This window comes from Pseudomonas sp. MWU16-30322, assembly GCF_020515535.1.
GTDB classification, from domain to species: domain Bacteria; phylum Pseudomonadota; class Gammaproteobacteria; order Pseudomonadales; family Pseudomonadaceae; genus Aquipseudomonas; species Aquipseudomonas fluorescens_H.
Genome location: NZ_JAIWYL010000009.1, coordinates 231,534 through 250,293, shown reverse-complemented (window position 1 = coordinate 250,293; position 18,760 = coordinate 231,534). Strand labels below are relative to the sequence as shown.

Sequence of the window (18,760 nt, the reverse complement as noted above, 5' to 3'; positions counted from 1 at the left end):
GCGATCTTTTGATCTTGTTTGCGGCATCCCCTATGGGCTTACGGAGCTAGACAAGTGATAACCACATCAACCGTCGTCAACTCAGTCGTAGAAAAACTGCGCGCCGCCCTCGCCCGCGGTCAGTGGCGCTCCGGCGACATGCTGCCGGGTCAGCGTGAACTGGCCGAACAACTGGGCATCAGCCGTCCGAGCCTGCGCGAAGCGGTGATCGTTCTGGAAACCCTTGGTCTGGTGCGCTCGATGCCGGGCAAAGGCGTGGTGGTGCTCGACGCCCAACTCAGCGACAGCCAGAGCCACGACAGCGCGGTGGCCGGCGCCAGCCTCGAAGACGTGCTGCAACTGCGTTACACCCTTGAGCCGTTCATCGTCGGGCTGGTTGCGCAGTCGATCAGCAGCAAGGAAGTCGGGCAATTGCGCCTGACTTTGATGGACATGCGCGAAGCCCTTGAAGCGGGCGACAGCGAAGCCGGGGTCAGCGCCTACATCGCCTTCCACGAAGAGCTGTTCACCCTGACCTCGAACCCGATCTTTCAGAGCGTGGTGCAGCAGACCAGCAACGCGCTCAAGCAAAGCGCCGAAGTGCTGCGCAATTCACCTGAGCATCTGGCCGAGCGCCTGGAAGAAAACGAAGCGGTGGTGCGCGCGATCCGCAGCAAGAACAGCGCCCAGGCCAGCGCCGAAATGCGCCGGCACATTCTGCGCGAAGGTCAGCGCATGGGCATTGAGTTGAACATTCCGGATGACCACCTCAGCAACTGACTTTCTTCACACTGGAGACCGGCCATGAACAGCCTTGCCACGTCGCCGCACACTCGTCAGATGTCGGCGCCCCTGCCCTTCTCCCGCCTGCGGACGCCGGCAGATGATCTGTACCCGCGGCTGTTCGACGCGATTCTGGACCAGAGAATCGATCCGGCCAGCCGCTTCACCGAAGACAGTCTCAAGCAGATGTTCGGGGTCAGCCGCGCCGATGTGCGCCGGGTACTGACGCAGTTGTCCCACGAGCAGGTGATTGTGCTGCGCGCCAATCATCGGCCACGGGTGGCCGCACCGGATGCCGAGCAGACCCGACAGACCCTGCATGCGCGGCGCCTGACCGAAGCGACACTGGTGCGCCTGGCTTGTCAGAATGCATCACCCGAGGGTTTGAAACGCTTACGCACGCTGGTCGAACGCGAACGCCTGGCCGTGGTTCAGGAACGGCGTGCGGCGGCAATCCGATTGTCCGGGGAGTTTCATCTGCAGTTGGCGCAAATGGCGGGCAATGCACCGTTGGCGCATTTCCTTGGCAGCCTGGTGCCGTTGACGTCGCTGGCGATTGCGCGGTGTGATGGATCGACGCCGGGTTGCTGCGCGTGGCAGGAGCATCTGGCGATTGTCGAGGCGGTCGCCTCTGGGGATGTGTCCATGGCTGAGCGACTGATGAATCAACACCTGGATCATCTTGAGCAGACTTTGCTGGGTACAGCCCTTGAGCATCGTGTCGCCGGTTAGATCGCCTTCGCGAGCAAGCCCGCTCCCACAGTGAATTGCATTCCTCCTGACAGAATGCGGCCTACTGTGGGAGCGGGCTTGCTCGCGAAGGCGTCAGCCCTGGCGCCGAAGACCCATCAGGCAGAAGTCACTTTGGCAAACCCCGCCCGAATCTTCTCTTCCGGCAAATCATCAGCAATAAACACAAGCACACTTTCCCGCGCCTCACCCTCGGCCCACTCGGTGTCCCAGTCGAAACCGTAAAGTTTCAGTACGCCCTGAAACACCAGCCGCCGATCCTCGCCAGCGATGTTCAGCACGCCCTTGTAGCGCAACAACTGCTTGCCGTGTTCTTCCAGCAGCTCATTCATGAATTCGCTGAGCTGATCGATATCCAGTGGCTGGTCAGTGCGCAGCACCAGACTGGAGATGCGGTCGATGGAAGGCGCCTTGCTCACCGGACGCAGGCTCACCCCGCCGCCGAGGTCGGCATTGAGATTGAAGCCCCGCACGTCGAGCAGTTCGGCCAGATCGATGTTGCCATGCTCGACCACGCGGATCGGCGCGCGACGATTGATCCGCGTCAGGCGTTCGCTCAACGCGGTGAACGTGGCCTCATCCACCAGATCGGTCTTGCTCACCAGCAGGCGGTCGGCGAAACCGATCTGCGCCTGGGCGATGGTCTGGGTCAGGTGCTGGTCGGCGTGAGCCGCATCCACCAGGGTGATGATGCCGTCGAGCAGATAGCGTTCGCGCAGTTCTTCGTCGATAAAAAAGGTCTGCGCCACAGGGGCCGGGTCGGCCAGACCGGTGCACTCGATCACCAGCCGGTCGAAGGCAATTTCACCTGCGTCCAGGCGTTCGAGCAACAGGTACAGGGCCTTGGTCAGGTCGGTGTGGATGGTGCAGCAGACGCAGCCGTTGGCCAACGTCATGACTTGCACCGGTTCGTCGCCAAGCAACTGGGTGTCGATGCCGGCGTCGCTGAATTCGTTTTCGATCACGGCGATTTTCAGGCCGTGCTCGGCTTTAAGCAGATGGCGCAGCAAGGTGGTCTTGCCGGCACCGAGGAAACCGCTGAGTACCGTGACAGGTATGGGAGAAGACAAAACACGATCTCCTGAAAGAAACACAAAACAAATGTGGGAGCGGGCTTGCTCGCGAAAGCGGTGTGTCAGTCAAATCATTCATCAACTGACACTCCGTATTCGCGGGCAGGCTCGCTCCCACAGGGGGGACTGCATCAACCGCAGGCTGTCAGCTCAACAGCACTTCGGCCCACCCTTGCCACCGTAACGCGCTTCCTGACGTTCGCGGAAGAACATCTCGTAGCTCATCACCGGTTTGTCCGGGTGTTTGGTTTGCATATGCTCGACGTAGGTGTCGTAGTCGGGCATGCCGACCATCAGGCGTGCGGCCTGACCGAGGTATTTACCGAGGCGACTCAGGTCATTGAACATGGTGCAATCCTCTGGTTACGCGTCCGGCAGGGCCTGGAATGGCGATTCTTTATCCGTACGCTCTTTTTTGCCCCAGGCGGCGATGCCGACCTTGAGCGCATAGAACAGGATGCTGAACACCACGAACAGGAACAGCGCCGTCAGCGTTGCGTTGGTGTAGGCGTTGAAGATCACGTGCTGCATCTGATCGATGCTCTTGGCCGGCGCGATGATTTGTCCGGCGGCGAGGGCATCGCTGTACTTCTTGGCCAGCGACAGGAAGCCGATCGCCGGGTTGGCGTCGAACAGCTTGATGAAGCCTGCAGTGGTGGTGCAGATCAGCAGCCAGGCGGCTGGCAGCAGGGTCACCCAGATGTAGCGCTGACGCTTCATTTTGATCAGGACCACGGTGCCGAGCATCAGCGCGATACCGGCCAGCATCTGGTTGGAGATACCGAACAGCGGCCACAGGGTATTGATGCCGCCCAACGGGTCGATCACGCCCTGATACAGCAACCAGCCCCACATCGCCACACAACCGGCGGTGGCGATCAGGTTGGCGGTCCACGATTCGGTACGTTTCAGCGCCGGCACGAAGGAGCCGAGCAGATCCTGCAGCATGAAACGCCCAGCACGGGTGCCGGCGTCCACAGCGGTCAGGATGAACAGCGCTTCGAACAGGATCGCAAAGTGGTACCAGAACGCCATGGTGTTTTCACCCGGCAGGACACTGTGCAGGATCTGCGCGATGCCGACCGCAAGGGTCGGCGCGCCGCCGGCACGGGCGAGAATGGTGGTTTCACCGATGTCATGCGCCACCGCTTGCAGCGCCTCCGGCGTGATCGCGAAGCCCCAGCTGCTGACCATTTGCGCCACCGAAGCCACGTCACCACCGACCACGGCGGCCGGGCTGTTCATGGCGAAGTACACGCCCGGCTCGATCACCGAAGCGGCAACCATCGCCATGATCGCGACGAACGACTCCATGAGCATGCCGCCGTAACCGATGTAACGCGCGTTGGTTTCGTTATCCAGCAGCTTCGGCGTGGTACCCGACGCGATCAACGCGTGGAAACCGGACACCGCACCGCAGGCGATGGTGATGAACAGAAACGGGAACAGACCGCCCTTCCACACCGGCCCGGTGCCGTCGACGAACTGGGTCAGCGCCGGCATTTTCAGCTCGGGCATGGTTACCAGAATGCCGATCGCCAGGGCGATGATGGTACCGATCTTGAGGAACGTCGACAGGTAGTCACGTGGCGCCAGAATCAGCCACACCGGCAGCACGGCGGCAACGAAGCCGTAACCGATCAGCATCCAGGTGATTTGCACACCGGTGAAGCTGAAGGCCTTGGCCCACACCGGATCAGCGGCAATCTGCCCACCGAGCCAGATCGAACCGAGCAGCAGCAACACACCGATGACCGAGATCTCGCCGATGCGCCCCGGACGGATGTAGCGCATGTAAATGCCCATGAACATCGCGATCGGGATGGTCGCCATCACGGTGAAGATGCCCCATGGGCTCTCCGCCAGTGCCTTGACCACGATCAGCGCCAGCACCGCGAGGATGATGATCATGATCAGGAAGCAGCCGAACAGGGCGATGGTGCCGGGGATGCGGCCCATTTCTTCACGCACCATGTCGCCCAGGGAACGGCCGTTGCGCCGGGTCGACATGAACAGAACCATGAAGTCCTGCACCGCGCCCGCCAGCACCACCCCGGCAATCAGCCACAGCGTGCCGGGCAGGTAGCCCATCTGCGCCGCCAATACCGGGCCGACCAGCGGGCCTGCGCCGGCAATGGCCGCGAAGTGGTGACCGAACAGAATGTGTTTGTTGGTCGGCACGTAGTCCAGACCATCGTTATTGAGCACGGCGGGGGTGGCCCGACGCGGATCGAGTTGCATCACATTGTTTGCGATGAACAGGCTGTAGTAACGGTACGCAACCAGATAAATGGCCACTGCCGCGACCACGATCCACAAGGCGTTGATCGCCTCTCCTCGGCGCAATGCCACTACGCCCAGGGCGCACGCTCCTACGATTGCCAGCACTAGCCAGGGTAAGTGGCGTAGCAGGCTATTATTATTTTTCATTTTATTATTCCAGCCAGGGTGGACAAGAAAGACAGCCACCCCGAGTTTAGCGCTACTGGCGCCAAAGGCCATACCCCGACGTTGGTCTAGACGCCTTGTCGATTGGCCGCCACCCGCCGGTCGGGTCTATAGTCAGCGAACTCTTCCGAGGATTGCGCCATGAGCGAACACCCAGCCAATCGCCGTCGCTTCAAACGTATTGCGTTCGATGCCAGAACCGAGCTGAGTCAGGACCACTTCATCTGGCCGGTGAAGTTGATCGACCTGTCGCTCAAGGGCTTGCTGATCGAGAAGCCGCAGCCGTGGCTGGGGGACAAGGAGCAGGATTTCTTCGTCGACATTCATCTGAGCGATGACGTGAATATTCAGATGGATGTGCATCTGGCCCACGAGGATCACGGGCAACTGGGGTTTGAATGCCGGCATATCAGCCTGGAATCGATCCAGCGCTTGCGGCGGTTGATCGAGCTGAATCTGGCGGATGAAACCGAGCTTGAGCGCGAATTGGGTGCCTTGATCGAAATATAAAATAATGCTGCTCAGGTGGACGCTGCCACCGTGGCGAGGGAGCTTGCTCCCGCTGGGTCGCGAAGCGGCCCCTGCTCTTCACTAAAAAAGCAAGGGACTGCTGCGCAGTCCAGCGGGAGCAAGCTCCCTCGCCACAGATTATTTTCGCGGAATGGGCAGAAATTGCGGCTGGAGAGAGCGTAAGCGGTTACTCGAACAATGCGTCGAGCGCCTGCTCCAACCGGGTCACGGCAATGATCTGCAACCCCGCCGGCGCTTCCTTCGGCGCGTTGCCCTTGGGCACGATCGCGCGTTTGAAGCCATGCTTGGCCGCTTCCTTCAAGCGCTCCTGACCGCTCGGCACCGGACGCACTTCACCGGACAAACCGACTTCGCCAAACACCAGCAGATCATGCGGCAACGGCCGGTTGCGCAGGCTCGACATCACCGCCGCCATCAACGCCAGGTCGGACGCGGTTTCCAGCACCTTTACCCCGCCGACCACGTTGAGGAACACGTCCTGATCGTGAGTCGGAATGCCGCCGTGGCGGTGCAGTACGGCGAGCAACATCGCCAGACGATTCTGATCCAGCCCCAGAGTTACCCGCCGTGGGTTCGCCAGATGGCTGTCATCGACCAGTGCCTGCACTTCCACCAGCATCGGCCGGGTGCCTTCCCACGTGGCCATGACCACACTGCCCGGGACTTCTTCCTGGGCACGGGTCAGAAAAATCGCCGAAGGGTTGGAGACTTCTTTCAGGCCCTTGTCGGTCATGCCGAACACGCCGAGTTCGTTGACCGCACCGAAACGGTTCTTCACCGCCCGCAGCAGACGCAAACGCCCATCGGATTCGCCTTCGAAATACAGCACGGTGTCGACCATGTGTTCGAGAACCCTTGGGCCTGCCAATGCGCCTTCCTTGGTGACGTGACCGACGAGGAAAATCGCCGTACCGCTTTGCTTGGCATAACGCACCAGCAGCGCCGCACTCTCGCGCACTTGTGATACACCACCCGGCGCCGATTGCAGCTGTTCGGTGAAAATGGTCTGGATCGAGTCGATCACCATCACCTTGGGTTTTTCCTGGCGGGCCGTGGCGATGATGGTTTCGATGCAGGTTTCGGTCATCACCCGCAATTGATCCTGAGGCAGCCCTAAACGTCGCGCGCGCATGGCCACTTGCTGCTGGGACTCTTCGCCGGTGACGTACAGCGCCGGCATGCTCTTGGCGAGGTTGCACAGGGTCTGCAACAGAATCGTCGACTTGCCGATGCCCGGATCACCACCGATCAGCACCACTGAACCGTCGACCAGACCGCCACCCAAGACCCTATCCAGCTCTCCGGACGCGGTGGAGAAGCGCGGAATCTCCTCGATGCTGACTTCGGCCAGGGTCTTGATCTGCGCCTGCTGCCCGGCCCAACCGGTACGCCCGGTGGGCGCCGTGGCCCCGCCGCTTTCGATCATGGTTTCGGTCAGGGTGTTCCAGGCGCCGCACTCGCCGCACTGGCCCGCCCACTTGGGAAAGGTTGCGCCGCACTCGGTGCAGCCGTACATGCGCTTGGCCTTGGCCATCTGGATCCCCCGGCAAAAACCGCGATGATAACGCAGCCACCGCTCAGCGCGGCGCGGCGGTGCGGATTTCGCCGTTGGCCAGACGCGCGGCACTGTTGCCCAGCGGGTCTTCGGCATTGAGGTCGGCACCCTTGGCCTTGAGTGCGTCGAGCAGTTCGACACGCTTGAACAACCCGGCGTACATCGCAGCGGTTTGTCCGGCGCCATTGCGCTGATCGGGGCTGCAATCAGTGGCCATCAACCGTCGGGCAATCTGCATCTCGCCCTTGAAAATCGCGCCCATCAGCGCCGTGTTGCCACGTTGATCCTGCGCGCAGGCATCAGCGCCCGCCGCCAGCAAACGCTCCACCGCCGCGCTCTGGCCGTGATAAGCCGCCAGAATCAAAGCGGTGTACCCCTTGCTGTCGCGGGTATCGAGGGAATAGCCGGACTCGATAAAGGTTTCGAGCATCGGCACATCACCACGCCGGGCGGCATCGAAATAGTAATCCTGCAACTGGGCCTTGATCGCCTCGGGGTTTTGTTCGGCCAGCGCTGTAAATGACAGGCAACCGAGCAGCAATAACAGACAAAATCGCATAGCCGTCTCCTTGAGCAGAACGGGGCCTGAGTCAGGCCCCGCATGACATGGCGTCGAGATCAGTCGACCAGTTTCGCCGCCAGCGCCTTGACCCGGCTCAGGTCACCGTTGGCGACTTTGGTCACACCGCTGCCGTATTCCGGATCGGCCTTATAAAGGAAGGACAGAATGATGTGCTTGCTCTCGTCATCGGTGGTGGCCAGCGAGCCGCCGAAGCTGGCGATCAGGTCCTGACGCTCCTGCTGGCTGAACGAGCGATACAGATCACCGGCCTGCTTGAAGTTCTGTTCACGCTGAATCTTCGCCTGCTGGGTGCTGCCCGACAGCGCCATTTGGCTGTAGCGCGCATTTTGTGGCTCATCACGCGGTTGCAGACGGCTCGGCTGATAATTCACCCCGGACTGCGTGGCAGCGAAGTTCATCGCACCGTCCTGATTGCCGTTGTTGACGGCAACTTTGGGCGCGTTGATCGGCAACTGCAGGGCATTGGCACCCAGACGATACATCTGCGTATCGGCATAAGAGAACACTCGGCCTTGCAGCAGACGATCTTCGGAAGGTTCGATACCCGGAACAACATTGGCCGGGGCCATCGCAACTTGTTCGGTTTCCTGGAACACATTGGCTGGGTTACGGTTCAACACCATTTGTCCAACTTTTCGCTCAGGAACATTCGGCCAGATCTTGGTAGCGTCCAATGGATCGAAATCAAACTTGGACAAATCTTGCGGATTTAGCACTTGGATGTACAAGTCCCACTTCGGGAAATCACCCTTGTTGATATGACTGACCAGATCATTAGTCATATGACTGTAATCTTTCCCCTGAACTTTTGTAACTTGCTCGGGCGTCAGATTTTTTATGCCTTGCAAACTTTTCCAGTGAAACTTCACGTAGTGCACTTCGCCCTTGGCATTGACCAACTTGTAGGCATGCACACCATTACCGTCCATTTCCCGATAACTGGCTGGAGTTCCAGAATTGGAATACAACTCGGTCAGCGTGCGCGTGGCTTCCGGTACGTGGGAGAAGAAGTCGAAACGACGCGAGTCATCGTCCAGGTTGGTACGCGGATCGGGTTTGAACGCGTGAACCATGTCCGGAAACTTGATTGCGTCGCGGATGAAGAAGGTCGGAAAGTTGTTGCCCACCAGATCCCAGTTGCCATCGGCGGTGTAGAACTTGGTGGCAAAACCCCGTGGATCGCGCAGGGTTTCCGGGGAATGGTTGCCGTGCACCACCGCAGAGAAACGCACAAATACCGGAGTGACCTGGCCGGCAGCGAACACCTTGGCCTTGCTCAGGTCGCTGAGATCATTGGTCACCGTGAAGGTGCCATGGGCACCAGTACCGCGGGCATGCACCACGCGCTCGGGAATGCGCTCGCGGTCGAAACGCTGGAGCTTCTGGATCAGTTGCACATCCTGCAGCAACACCGGGCCGTTGGCGCCGGCGGTCTGCGAGTTCTGATTGTCGCCAACCGCTGCGCCGTTATCTCGGGTCAGGGGTGCGGCGTTCACGGAAAAAGTCAGCAGGCTGGCGGTCAGTACGCCGAGCGTACGGCGATGGGGAAAAGCCCCCAGTCCAAGAGTGGAATTCATATCAGGTTCCTCTGGTTTTTTTGGGCGCATCCAGGTGCGCCAACCAGAGGCTAGAGGGCTATGCCGGTGAACATAAATAGAAAGTTCGCAACTCGACGATTGAAAAAAATGGCTTCCTGATCAGCGGTTTACGGCGTATTTCGCGCGTGATTAGTGGCACTTTGCAAACTAATCGTGGATTCATGTGTCGATAAAAACGGGCATTGTAAGAAGGTGTTTCGCGCAGGACGCGTTTTGCTGATTTACACTGCGTACACCAACCTCATCTGTAACAAGGAAATAACCTATGGGCGTGCTAAGTGAGTTCAAGGCCTTCGCGGTCAAAGGCAATGTGGTCGACATGGCCGTCGGTATCATCATCGGTGCCGCCTTCGGCAAAATCGTTTCGTCGTTTGTCGGCGACGTGATCATGCCGCCAATCGGCCTGCTGATCGGTGGGGTGGACTTCAGTGATCTGGCCGTTACGCTAAAAGCCGCCGAGGGCAGCGCCCCGGCCGTGGTATTGGCCTACGGTAAATTCATCCAGAGCATTCTGGACTTCGTGATCGTCGCCTTCGCGATTTTCATGGGCGTCAAAGCCATCAACCGCCTGAAACGCGAAGAAGCCGTGGCCCCTTCCCTGCCTCCGGTTCCGACCAAGGAAGAAGAGTTGCTCGGCGAGATTCGCGATCTGCTCAAGGCCCAGAACAACCGGCCTTGACCGCTTCATGAATGAAAACGGCGCCTGATGGCGCCGTTTTTCTACCAGTAGTTTTCCACCGCCACCTGCCCCGGCCGCCGCGACAGGCTCAGGCTCATGTGGCGTTTTTTCAGCAATGCCCGGGTGTCATCGATCATCTGTGGATTGCCGCAGAGCATGACGCGCGAGTGCTCAGGGGTCAGTTCAACACCGGCTGCCCGTTCCAGCTCGCCGTTTTCAATCAGGCTGGTAATGCGACCGTGCAAGGCGCCAGGCACTTGTTCGCGGGTAACCGTGGGAATGAATCGCAGTTTATGGGCATGTTCTGCCAGGTAATCACGCTCGGCCAACCCCACAATCAAAGGCTGATAGGCCAGCTCCCGTGCCTCACGCACGCTGTACACCAGGATGATCCGCTCGAATCGCTCCCAGACCTCGAAGTCCTGCAGGATCGACAGAAACGGCGCGACCCCGGTGCCTGTGGATAACAGCCACAGATCCCGACCATCGACAAACCGGTCCAGTGTCAGGTAGCCAAAGGCCTGGCGCTCCACCAGCAAGGTATCCCCCACCTGCAAGCGGCTCAGCTCGCTGGTGAACTCGCCCCCCGGCACCACGATGGAAAAGAACTCGAGAAACTCGTCGAATGGCGACGAGACCATCGAGTAGGCGCGCCACACGGTACTGCCGTCGGCCTTGGTCACGCCGAGACGGGCGAATTGTCCGGCGCGGAATCGAAACCCGGCGTCGCGTGTGGTACGCAGGGTGAACAGGCTGGGGGTCAAGCGCTGCACGTCGAGCAACGTCTGGGCCGTGAACTTATCTGCGCTGGCGGTCATGGGGCACTCCATTCAACGAATGCCCCCAGTGTCGCGCAAAATCAACAACTTAAACACCGACAGTTTGTGCTGTTGTACGCTCGGCATTTCAGAATTGAATTTATTTTCACATTGTGAATGTTAACTAACTGGAACAGCTCAGCTTTTGAATTAAGAATGACATTTTATAAATAACCCCACTAATAACCCTTTATTTAATTTTCAAAGCAGCCAAGAGCGAAAAGATCAGAACACAACGTAAGAAACATCCTACACTCGGATTCGTGCCGGATCTTTTGGATCCAAACCGCACTCCCAGGAAAAGCCTCACGGAGTTTGTAATGGAAATGTGGAAGGAGTCGCAACTGAAGCAACTGACTTTCGCAAAGGAGATAGAGACTGCCTATCCGATCCTGCTGAGATTCGCTGAGAACATCGGTTTTAATTTCTGCGCGATCTCGCTGACTTCGAATAATCGGAACGACAACTTAAATCCCTTGCAAATCAACAATTACCCTCAAGAGTGGAACGAACTGTATGAACTTGAACGCTACGGCAAGATTGATCCGGTAATAGCACACTGCAATCGCTGTATGTTGCCGGTGATGTGGAGCGAAAACCTGTACTCGCAAACGCCAGAACTCTGGCAGGCCTTGCAAGAACATGGCTTGCGCCACGGCTGGTCACAGTCGTTCCATCATGAAGCATCCGGGCTCTGCACCACGCTGAGTCTCGCCAGAAAAAAGGGTCCTTTGAGCCCGCTCGAGCTGTACGAGCATTTCGGTTACATGTTCTACGTAACCAGCCATCTGAGCGAGTTGTTCGCCAGAACCTTGCCCAGGCACAGCGACCCTGTCACCCGACCGAAGCTTTCACCCCGGGAACTGGAAGTGCTGAAGCTTTCGGCCGTCGGCAAGACCGCTTATGAAATTTCGCGGATCCTTTGCCTCAGCGAACGGACCGTGAACTATCACGTGCAGAACGTGATTTCGAAGTTGAATGTGTGCAACAAGATTTCCGCAGTCATTGCTGCCACGCGCATCGGCCTGCTGGATACGCCGTAAGCGCTAAAACCTGCGAGTATTCGAGCGCAAAAAAAAGTACCATTTGCGACCTTCCTGAGTGATGACGGCAACTTTGGCGTCGTGGTCCACTCGGACGGTTCCGCAGCACGCTCACCGGGCCGCGGGCCACCCGTTGATTACCCAGAGTCCCCGTCCCATGCCCTTGCTCGATACGCCCTTCGCCCAACTCGATCTGATCCGCCAGCCTGAACAGCAGAATGAACCGCTGCAAGCCTTCGATGCGGCCGACGAATACCTGCTCAATCATCTGGCCGCCGAGCAACCGGCAGCGAATACCCGGGTACTGGTGCTCAACGACAGCTTCGGCGCCCTCGCGGCCAGCCTGGCGGGCAAGGTTCAGGTCAGCAGCAGTGGTGACTCGTTCCTGGCTTTTCAGGGCCTTGAGAAGAACCTGGTGCGCAATGGCCTGGCCTTTGATGCCGTGCGCGGCACACCGGCCAGCGAGCCGTTGATCGGCCCCTACGACCGGGTGCTGATCCGTGTGCCGAAAACCCTGGCGTTGCTTGAAGAGCAATTGATTCGCCTGCAAGGTCAACTGGCTCCGGGCGCGCAAGTGGTGGCTGCGGCGATGGTCAAGCATTTGCCGCGGGCGGCTGGCGACCTGCTGGAGCGCTACATCGGTCCGGTACAGGCGTCGCTGGCGGTGAAGAAGGCGCGCTTGCTGATCGCCACGCCCGAAGCGAAAGCCCCGACGGTCTCGCCCTACCCGACACGTTACCTGCTCGACGATCCGGCCATCGAGTTGCTCAACCACGCCAACGTGTTCTGCCGCGAAGGGCTGGACATCGGCACCCGCGCGTTCCTCCCGCACTTGCCGAAAAACCTTGGTTCGGCCCGGGTCGCCGACCTGGGCTGCGGCAACGGCGTATTGGCGATCGCCAGCGCCCTGCACAACCCTGACGCGCATTACACGCTGGTCGACGAATCGTTCATGGCGGTGCAATCGGCCGGCGAGAACTGGCGGGCGGCACTGGGCGAACGAGAAGTGATCGTGCGGGCCGGCGATGGTCTGGCCGGACAAGCGCCGCAATCTCTGGACGTGGTGCTGTGCAATCCGCCGTTCCATCAACAGCAAGTGGTCGGCGACTTCCTCGCCTGGCGCATGTTCCAGCAGGCCCGCGAGGCGCTGGTGGTCGGCGGTGCGTTATACATTGTCGGCAACCGTCATCTGGGTTATCACAGCAAACTGGCGCGGCTGTTCCGTGGCGTCGAGCAAGTAGCGGCCACACCGAAATTCGTGATTCTCAAAGCCCGCAAGTAAAACCTCAGGCAAAAAAAACCCTCCGTGGTACGGAGGGTGGTAAACCGTGCCCAGAGGCAACGGAACGGGATGTTCAGTGAGTGGTCAGGCCCGCCGCGCTCATGAACAGGCGCATCAGGCTGGCCGCAATGAACAGCGCGCCGACGCTACCGATCCAGATCAGGGCCAACCAGCCGAGCCGCTGCCACAGCGGCTTTTTTTCGGCCTCTTCAATCTCGTGCAGGGAATGTTTGCCGTTCATTGCATCGTTCCTCCGTCAGGCGATGGCGTCACTGACGACACCATCGCGAGCAGGCTCGCTCCCACTGGGTGAGCGGAGCGCAGGCTAGTGGTAACCGTCTTCATGGGTGACCTTGCCGCGGAACACGTAGTAGCTCCAGAAGGTGTAACCCAGGATGAACGGGATGATGAATAGCGTACCGACCAGCATGAAGCCCTGGCTTTGCGGCGGTGCAGCGGCGTCCCAGATCGAGATCGACGGCGGCACGATATTCGGCCACAGGCTGATGCCCAGACCGCTGTAGCCGAGAAAAATCAGCACCAGGGTCAGCAGGAACGGCATGTAGTTGGCGTTGCGCGCCACCGCGCGGATCAAGCCGTACAGCGTCACCAGCACCAGAATCGGCACCGGCATGAACCAGAACAGGTTCGGCATGCTGAACCAGCGTGTCGCGATTTCCGGGTGAGCCAGCGGCGTCCACAGACTGACGATGCCGATCACCGCCAGCAGCACGAACGCCAGCGGCCGCGCGAGGTTGTGCATCTGTTCCTGCAACTTGCCTTCGGTCTTCATGATCAGCCAGGTGCAACCGAGCAAGGCATAGGCCACCACCAGCGCAGCGCCGCAGAACAGGGTGAATGGCGTCAGCCAGTCCAGTGAACCGCCGGCGTATTGCCGATTGACCACTGGCAAGCCGTCGATGAATGCCCCGAGTGCCACGCCCTGAAAGAACGTCGCCGCCACCGAACCGCCGATGAACGCCTTGTCCCACAGGTGGCGCTTGTCGTCCTTGGCCTTGAAGCGGAACTCGAACGCCACACCGCGAAAAATCAGGCCGATCAGCATGAAGATCAGCGGCAGGTACAGCGCCGACAGCACCACCGAATAGGCCAGCGGGAACGCGCCAAACAACGCCGCGCCGCCCAGTACCAGCCAGGTTTCGTTGCCGTCCCACACCGGGGCCACGGTGTTCATCATCACGTCACGGTCGGTCTTGCCCGGGATGAACGGGAAGAGAATCCCGATCCCCAGGTCGAAACCGTCCATGACCACGTACATCATGATGCCGAAGATGATGATCACGGCCCAGATCAGCGGAAGATCAATACCCATGAGTCAAATCTCCTTTTCCAGGCTGCGCTGCGAGTCAGCGTCGGTGCCTTCGTCATCGGCGGCGGACAACGGCCGCGCCGGTGTGCGTTTCTGGCCAGGACCACCGTCGTTGGTTTCCTTGCCCTCATCGGTTTTCGGCCCTTTGCGCACCAGACGCATCATGTAGCCGAGCCCGGCACCGAACAGCGCGAAATACACCACGACGAACATGATCAGGGTGATGCTCATCTGCATGAAGCTGTGGTTGGAAGACGCATCCGCCGTGCGCATCAGCCCGTAGACCACCCACGGCTGACGCCCGATCTCGGTGGTGAACCAGCCGGCAAGGATCGCGATCAGGCCGGACGGTCCCATCCACAACGCCAGATACAGGAACGGGCGCGAGGTGTAGAGGGTGTCGCGCTTGCGCAGCCACAGGCTCCACAGACCAGTGAAGATCATCAGGAAGCCGAGACCGACCATGACCCGGAACGACCAGAACACGATGGTCGAGTTCGGCCGGTCTTCAGGCGGGAACTCCTTGAGCGCCGGTACTTGCTTGTCCAGCGAGTGGGTCAGGATCAGGCTGCCGAGATACGGAATCTCCACGGCGAATTTGGTTTTCTCTTCCTTCATGTCCGGCCAGCCGAACAGGATCAACGGCGTCGCTTCGTTGCCTTTGTTTTCCCAGTGGCCTTCGATCGCGGCGATTTTTGCCGGCTGATGCTCAAGGGTGTTGAGGCCGTGGAAGTCACCGATGACCGCCTGGATCGGCGCGACAATCAGCGCCATCCACATCGCCATCGACAGCATGGTGCGGATCGCCGGGTTGTCCTTGCCGCGCAGCAGGTGCCAGGCCGCCGACGAGCCGACGAAGAACGCCGTGGCCACGAACGCAGCGGTCGCCATGTGCATCAGGCGATACGGGAACGACGGATTGAAGATGATCGCCAGCCAGTCGGTCGGGATCACCTGACCGTTGACGATCTCGAAGCCTTGCGGCGTCTGCATCCAGCTGTTGGAAGCGAGGATCCAGAACGTCGAGATCAGCGTACCGATGGCCACCATCACCGTGGCGAAGAAGTGCAGTTTTCGCCCGACCTTGTTCCAGCCGAACAGCATCACCCCGAGGAAACCGGCCTCGAGGAAGAATGCCGTGAGCACCTCGTAGGTCAGCAACGGTCCGGTGACGGAACCGGCGAAGTCCGAGAAACGGCTCCAGTTGGTGCCGAACTGGTAGGCCATGACCAGACCGGAGACCACACCCATGCCGAAGTTGACGGCAAAGATTTTCGACCAGAAGTGGTAGAGGTCACGGTAGGTGTCGTTATGGGTTTTCAACCACAAGCCTTCGAGCACCGCCAGGTAGCTCGCCAGACCAATGGTGATGGCCGGGAACAGGATGTGGAACGAGATGGTGAATGCGAACTGAATTCGGGCGAGATCGAGCGCCTCTAAACCGAACATACGTCTTCCTCTGTCAGGTAATACCGGCGATTGGGCTTGCGGCCCCTGCACCTACTGCCCCCACGAATATCGAGTGCGGCGAATTCTGATTCGTTCTTTTTTAATAACCATCGCAACGCAGGGAGTCTGGCCATCGGGCCACCAGACCATGGCCCGGGAGGGTCTTGATCTGGATCAAGCAATGTTGAAAGAGTAGTCCCATTTCCGACGAAGAACGGCGTGGTCGTTTGCCGCGTGACAAGTTGCCTCATTGCCTGAGCAACGTTCTGAAAGACATTCCCGGAGCGGCGAAATCCCTTGTGGCGAGGGAGCTTGCTCCCGCTCGGCTGCGCAGCAGTCGTAAAACCTGCCACCTTGACCTATCCAGACAAATGCTCGGGAGTGCTTCGCCCTCCAGCGGGAGCAAGCTCCCTCGCCACAAAGAACTGAGAGTTTTGGACGATAGATGTCTGGCTAACTAAATTTTTTGTCATAGCAACTTCCTGTTACAGACTGGTGATAACCTCGCGGTTCCCCCCCGAGCCAGACCTGCCTTCAGATGCCCAGCCAAGAGCCCCTGCTGTTACGTCACCATCGTCCATTTCTCGCGTTCTGGTTCGCCCGGATCTTCACCGCCAGCGGTTTTCAGATGCTCACGGTGGCGATCGGCTGGAATCTGTATCAACTGACCGGCAACGTGCTCGACCTGGGTCTGGTCGGGCTGGTCGAGTTCGCGCCACGGGTGTTGTTCATGCTGCACACCGGTCACGTCGCCGACCGCTATGACCGACGCCGGGTCGCGGCGATCTGTCAGTCGTTGCAGGCGATGATCGCCCTGGCACTGGCCATCGGCAGCGCCACCGATCACATCACCCGGGAAATGATCTTCATCCTCGCCTTCCTGCTCGGCGGCGCACGCTCCTTCGAGCTGCCGACCACCCAGGCACTGCTGCCGAGCATCGTGCCCAGCGCCCTGTTTCCACGGGCGGTCGCCGCAGCGCAGTCGGCACAGCAGTCGGCCACCATCGTCGCCCCGGCGATGGGTGGCCTGCTCTACGCGTTTGGCAGTGTCTGGGTCTACGGCCCGACGGTGTTGCTCTACGTTATCGCCTGCACCTTGATGCTCAATCTGCCCGCGCGGCAGACGCCGCTGAACAAAGGCAAAGCCACGCTGGACTCGCTGCTGGCCGGGATTCGCTTCATCCGCAGCCGCCCGGACATTCTCGGGGCGATCTCGCTGGATCTGTTCGCCGTGCTGCTCGGTGGCGCCACCGCGTTGCTGCCGGTGTTCGCCAAAGACATCCTGCTCACCGGCCCATGGGGCCTGGGCCTGCTGCGTTCGGCGCCGGCGGTTGGCGCGCTGGGGATGTCGCTGTTCCTCGCCCGGTTTTCCGTCGAACGCAACGTTGGCCGGGTGATGTTCACCGCGGTCGGCGTGTTCGGCGTGGCAACCATCGCCTTCGGTCTGTCGACCTCATTCTGGTTCTCGCTGGCGGTGCTGGTGGTGCTCGGCGCGGCGGACATGATCAGCATGGTGATCCGCGCCTCCTTCGTGCAACTGGAAACCCCGGACGAAATGCGCGGCCGAGTCAGCGCGGTGAACGGCCTGTTCATCGGCGCCTCGAACCAGTTGGGCGAATTCGAATCCGGCCTCACCGCGCACTGGTTCGGCACCGTACCGGCCGTGGTGATGGGCGGGATTGGCACGCTGGTGGTGACCGGGACCTGGATCAAACTGTTCCCGACCCTGGCCAGACGCGACCGGATGCATGTGCCGGTGGAAGAGGCGAAGGTCTGACTCTCGTCAAACCAACATCTCCCCCGCCACTTTCGCCCGCAACGCCTTGCCGCCAAGCTGCTCGACAAGCGTCAGGGCAAACGCCAGTGCGCCACCAGAGCCTTGGGCGGTGATGCAATTGCCGTCGATCACCACCGGTTGATCAACAAACGTACAGCCTGACAGTTGATGGCTGGTAGCCGGCAGGCAGGTCATGCGGCGCTGACGCAGGACGCCGAAGGCTTGCAGGGCGATGGCCGGGGCTTCGCCTATGGCGGCGAACAGGCGTCCGGCGCTGGCCTGATCCTTGAGCAATTGCTGCAGCGGTTGATGTGCTGCCAGATGTTGTGAACCGACCACCCCGCCGGGCAGGACGATCAGGTCGAAGGTCTGCGCCAGCACATCGACCAGCATGCCATCCGCCGTCAGGCGCGTACCGCGCGCGCAGGTCAGCATGCGCCGGCCTTCGATGCTGGCCGCTACCACTTCGATACCGGCGCGGCGCAGCACGTCGATCAGGGTCACGCTTTGCAGATCATCGATGCCCTCGGCGAGGGTAATCAGGGCTCTAAAGGTCATGGGCGCCATCCGCTGGGTGATCTTCCAAGCGTAGTCAGCTTTGTCCTGCCCCGTCCGGTGATAGCCGTTACTTGATGTAAAGCTGGGTCGACAGGGTGTTGCGCGGCGCGTTGAGCGAGGTGTTGCTGAAGCTGAAGGTGCCTTCCTGCTTGCCCGCCAGATCGAAGGTATACAGCGAGCCGACAGTTTTGCTGCCAGGGGTGCACTCGGTCAGATTACCGTTATCAAAAGCGCACACTGGAGCCCGGGTGCCGTTGACTTCAAAACCGTCCAGCGTGGCGCGCGGCTGGTTCTGGCCATAGCCGACTTCCAGCACATACACCTTGATGCTCGGGCCGCTGTGATTGCACTGGGTTTGCGGCTGGTTATCGCCGATGTCTTCGAGGCCGCAAGCCGGCGACTGAACCTTGATCACCTTCACTTCAGTCAACGGTGGCGCCGAGGCTGCCAGCGCCGCCGTCGACCCGACCATCAACCCGGCCATTACCCCCAAAGCCTTTATCCAGCGCTTGCCCATGTGATCG

Annotated in this window: 19 protein-coding genes; 7 read left to right on the top strand and 12 right to left on the bottom strand. The window is 60.1% G+C overall.

Annotated elements, in window-relative coordinates; translation table 11 throughout:
- The first annotated feature begins 54 nt into the window (after positions 1–54).
- Together LCH64_RS20255 and LCH64_RS20250 are read left to right on the top strand one after the other, a co-directional pair.
- On the top strand, positions 55–759 hold the full coding sequence (locus LCH64_RS20255; protein WP_045122643.1) for a FadR/GntR family transcriptional regulator: 705 nt from the start codon (positions 55–57) through the stop codon (positions 757–759).
- A 24-nt stretch (positions 760–783) separates the two neighbouring features.
- Positions 784–1,494 carry a GntR family transcriptional regulator gene (locus tag LCH64_RS20250; protein WP_226501093.1) on the top strand — a complete coding sequence of 237 codons (711 nt, stop codon included), beginning with the start codon at positions 784–786 and terminating at the stop codon, positions 1,492–1,494.
- Between the two features lie 116 nt (positions 1,495–1,610).
- On the opposite strand, the gene yjiA is transcribed toward LCH64_RS20250, so the two are convergent.
- The 3 genes from yjiA to LCH64_RS20235 form a co-directional block, all read right to left on the bottom strand.
- Positions 1,611–2,582: a GTPase gene (gene yjiA, locus LCH64_RS20245; protein ID WP_226501092.1), complete on the bottom strand. Its 972-nt coding sequence runs from the start codon at positions 2,580–2,582 to the stop codon at positions 1,611–1,613.
- A 153-nt stretch (positions 2,583–2,735) separates the two neighbouring features.
- Positions 2,736–2,933: a YbdD/YjiX family protein gene (locus LCH64_RS20240; RefSeq protein WP_003228401.1), complete on the bottom strand. Its 198-nt coding sequence runs from the start codon at positions 2,931–2,933 to the stop codon at positions 2,736–2,738.
- 15 nt (positions 2,934–2,948) lie between these two features.
- A complete protein-coding gene (locus LCH64_RS20235; protein ID WP_003228403.1) occupies positions 2,949–5,015 on the bottom strand; it encodes a carbon starvation CstA family protein in 2,067 nt (688 codons plus the stop codon).
- A 159-nt stretch (positions 5,016–5,174) separates the two neighbouring features.
- On the opposite strand from LCH64_RS20235, the gene LCH64_RS20230 reads away from it, so the two are divergent.
- Positions 5,175–5,543, top strand: coding sequence for a PilZ domain-containing protein (locus LCH64_RS20230; RefSeq protein WP_226501091.1), 369 nt, complete (start codon positions 5,175–5,177; stop codon positions 5,541–5,543).
- A 187-nt stretch (positions 5,544–5,730) separates the two neighbouring features.
- Here the strand turns inward: LCH64_RS20230 and radA are convergent, their stop codons facing one another.
- From radA to katB, 3 genes are read right to left on the bottom strand one after another with little or no spacing between them, the layout of a single operon-like run.
- Positions 5,731–7,098, bottom strand: coding sequence for a DNA repair protein RadA (radA, locus tag LCH64_RS20225; protein ID WP_003228407.1), 1,368 nt, complete (start codon positions 7,096–7,098; stop codon positions 5,731–5,733).
- 43 nt (positions 7,099–7,141) lie between these two features.
- Positions 7,142–7,678: an ankyrin repeat domain-containing protein gene (locus tag LCH64_RS20220; RefSeq protein WP_226501090.1), complete on the bottom strand. Its 537-nt coding sequence runs from the start codon at positions 7,676–7,678 to the stop codon at positions 7,142–7,144.
- Positions 7,679–7,737: 59 nt separating this feature from the next.
- Positions 7,738–9,279 (bottom strand): catalase KatB, encoded by a 1,542-nt coding sequence (gene katB / locus LCH64_RS20215; protein ID WP_103521676.1) that lies wholly within the window; start codon positions 9,277–9,279, stop codon positions 7,738–7,740.
- Between the two features lie 286 nt (positions 9,280–9,565).
- Between katB and mscL the strand changes: the two genes are divergently transcribed.
- Positions 9,566–9,979, top strand: a complete 414-nt coding sequence (gene mscL / locus LCH64_RS20210; protein WP_003228412.1) for a large-conductance mechanosensitive channel protein MscL — start codon at positions 9,566–9,568, stop codon at positions 9,977–9,979.
- A 41-nt stretch (positions 9,980–10,020) separates the two neighbouring features.
- Here the strand turns inward: mscL and LCH64_RS20205 are convergent, their stop codons facing one another.
- The gene (locus LCH64_RS20205) at positions 10,021–10,797 is read right to left on the bottom strand and encodes a ferredoxin--NADP reductase (RefSeq protein ID WP_226501089.1); all 777 of its coding nucleotides are present in this window, start codon (positions 10,795–10,797) and stop codon (positions 10,021–10,023) included.
- Between the two features lie 320 nt (positions 10,798–11,117).
- Here LCH64_RS20205 and LCH64_RS20200 point away from each other — a divergent pair, with 320 nt between their 5' ends.
- Together LCH64_RS20200 and LCH64_RS20195 are read left to right on the top strand one after the other, a co-directional pair.
- Positions 11,118–11,840, top strand: coding sequence for an autoinducer binding domain-containing protein (locus tag LCH64_RS20200; RefSeq protein ID WP_226501088.1), 723 nt, complete (start codon positions 11,118–11,120; stop codon positions 11,838–11,840).
- A gap of 157 nt (positions 11,841–11,997) precedes the next feature.
- Complete coding sequence (locus LCH64_RS20195; RefSeq protein ID WP_226501087.1) at positions 11,998–13,122, top strand: class I SAM-dependent methyltransferase; 1,125 nt, start codon at positions 11,998–12,000, stop codon at positions 13,120–13,122.
- Between the two features lie 73 nt (positions 13,123–13,195).
- Here LCH64_RS20195 and LCH64_RS20190 read toward each other — a convergent pair whose 3' ends face one another.
- The 3 genes from LCH64_RS20190 to LCH64_RS20180 all read right to left on the bottom strand — a co-directional run bounded on the left by LCH64_RS20190 (position 13,196) and on the right by LCH64_RS20180 (position 15,901).
- The gene (locus tag LCH64_RS20190) at positions 13,196–13,363 is read right to left on the bottom strand and encodes a DUF2474 domain-containing protein (protein ID WP_080963309.1); all 168 of its coding nucleotides are present in this window, start codon (positions 13,361–13,363) and stop codon (positions 13,196–13,198) included.
- 84 nt (positions 13,364–13,447) lie between these two features.
- Positions 13,448–14,455, bottom strand: coding sequence for a cytochrome d ubiquinol oxidase subunit II (cydB, locus tag LCH64_RS20185; RefSeq protein WP_007963753.1), 1,008 nt, complete (start codon positions 14,453–14,455; stop codon positions 13,448–13,450).
- 3 nt (positions 14,456–14,458) lie between these two features.
- On the bottom strand, positions 14,459–15,901 hold the full coding sequence (locus LCH64_RS20180; protein ID WP_003228422.1) for a cytochrome ubiquinol oxidase subunit I: 1,443 nt from the start codon (positions 15,899–15,901) through the stop codon (positions 14,459–14,461).
- A 538-nt stretch (positions 15,902–16,439) separates the two neighbouring features.
- Here LCH64_RS20180 and LCH64_RS20175 point away from each other — a divergent pair.
- Entirely contained in the window at positions 16,440–17,678 is a 1,239-nt protein-coding gene (locus LCH64_RS20175) for an MFS transporter (protein WP_103521680.1), read from the top strand.
- Between the two features lie 6 nt (positions 17,679–17,684).
- Here the strand turns inward: LCH64_RS20175 and LCH64_RS20170 are convergent, their stop codons facing one another.
- Together LCH64_RS20170 and LCH64_RS20165 are read right to left on the bottom strand one after the other, a co-directional pair.
- Positions 17,685–18,236 carry a DJ-1 family glyoxalase III gene (locus tag LCH64_RS20170; RefSeq protein ID WP_226501086.1) on the bottom strand — a complete coding sequence of 184 codons (552 nt, stop codon included), beginning with the start codon at positions 18,234–18,236 and terminating at the stop codon, positions 17,685–17,687.
- Between the two features lie 67 nt (positions 18,237–18,303).
- Positions 18,304–18,753: a DUF4879 domain-containing protein gene (locus LCH64_RS20165; RefSeq protein ID WP_226501085.1), complete on the bottom strand. Its 450-nt coding sequence runs from the start codon at positions 18,751–18,753 to the stop codon at positions 18,304–18,306.
- Positions 18,754–18,760: the final 7 nt, after the last annotated feature.